We start from the raw sequence: 1,323 nt of genomic DNA, 5'->3' as shown, positions 1-1,323 counted from the left end.
GGCCCCAGCACCAGCATGGCCCGCGCCAATGCCGCGCGCTTCAAGGACGGGTGCGGCAGCAGGATATCATCGACATTGACGGTGAGCGGCGCAAACGCCACTCCATCGTCCAGATCCTCCTGATCGCCGATGATGTCGTCCGCCGCCTGCTCGACCATCTCGAACAGGTCGGACAGGCGCTCGAACATCCATTGCTTGGCGGGGCGGTGGCCTGACGCTGCTTGCTTGATCGTGCTGACACTCACGTCCAACAACTCTGCCGCGTCGGTGTGGCTCAGGCAGAGCGTCGAGAGGCAGGCGGAGAAGGCGGTCAACGATTAGCCTCCCATAGCGCGATGCCAGCGCGGTACAGTTCGAGCGTAGCGAGCGAGGACGGGCGAAGATTGCTCTTGCCTTCCAGCGCCTTGACCGTCTTGCGGACCTGCTGGATGCCGACGATGGCGCGGCTGCCGCCGTTGCTGACGAAAACCAGCTTACCATTTTCGATGACCGGGCGGGATTCGTTGTAGAAGTTATCCATCTCAGCGTTCCTTTCGCTCTTGCAGTCGGCTAGTCCAACCGCGTTGATGACATATCTTTGTAACTTTTAGTTACGCATGTCAACAGAAAAATGCACCGGTAGGATCACCCCTCGATCGCCGGCACGAGTATCGCCCTTTTGATCCGCGTCAGCTTGCCAGCCTGCCATGAGGCGCAAGTAGTCCTTTACAGAATCGACATGATCCGGCATACAGAAGCTCCAAACGACGGGGTGTTAGCTACGTCGGCAAACTGCGCTAACATCCCAATATCGGCCCGACCTTCTAAGAAGGTGCGGGCCGATATACTTAACTAGCCACGCCGCGCCACGGCCTACGTCATGGCTATGATAGCTTCTGCGATCCGCGCCGAGTCGCATCCTCTGAATTGTGGATGCGACCGTTGACCGTCAGAAACGGCCTCTCGTGAGAGACAAAGGCGCTTGGCGCTATTTCGTGAGAGGCAAGGCGCACTTCATCTTGGCGATGCGGGCGCGGATGACGCCCGCCACATATTTAGAAGCTGAGACATTCCCTTGCACAGCAGCACGAGATATACAGCCGACAGCATTTTCCAACATGCCGCCTGCCTCAATCGCGAAATCATCCGCCACCTGCGCGCACTCCTCCCCGATTTCCTCCAGCGCGACGGTCAGGGCGGCGGTGGCCTTTGCGCGATAGATATCCTTCCATTCTTCTGCGCAATCATCCCAGTGCAAACCGATGTCTCGGTAGCTAATCGCCCGCGCCATCTTCTCGATCAGGTCGGGGGTCATAGCATCCTCCTTCGCGCGATCATGCGCAT

3 protein-coding genes are annotated in these 1,323 nt (G+C 58.7%); all 3 read right to left on the bottom strand.

The window, feature by feature from the left end; genetic code table 11:
• On the bottom strand, positions 1 to 314 hold a 314-nt coding region (locus GGR43_RS23335), incomplete at its 3' end, for a MerR family transcriptional regulator (protein WP_188074091.1).
• Complete coding sequence (locus GGR43_RS23330; protein WP_188074090.1) at positions 311 to 520, bottom strand: hypothetical protein; 210 nt, start codon at positions 518 to 520, stop codon at positions 311 to 313. The genes GGR43_RS23335 and GGR43_RS23330, both read right to left, overlap by 4 nt.
• A 447-nt stretch (positions 521 to 967) precedes the next feature.
• Positions 968 to 1,323 (bottom strand): hypothetical protein (locus tag GGR43_RS23325; RefSeq protein ID WP_223177595.1); only part of this gene is annotated, 356 nt, incomplete at its 5' end.

It is taken from the genome of Sphingobium jiangsuense, from assembly GCF_014196495.1.
Taxonomy (GTDB): Bacteria; Pseudomonadota; Alphaproteobacteria; order Sphingomonadales; family Sphingomonadaceae; genus Sphingobium; species Sphingobium jiangsuense.
Note: the sequence above shows the minus strand (reverse complement) of the source record. Positions and strands in the feature narration are given on the sequence as shown.

Coding starts and splice junctions, on each gene's coding strand:
- GGR43_RS23330 (WP_188074090.1), bottom strand. CDS start 520: ATGGATAACTTCTACAACGAATCCCGCCCGGTCATCGAAAATGGTAAG.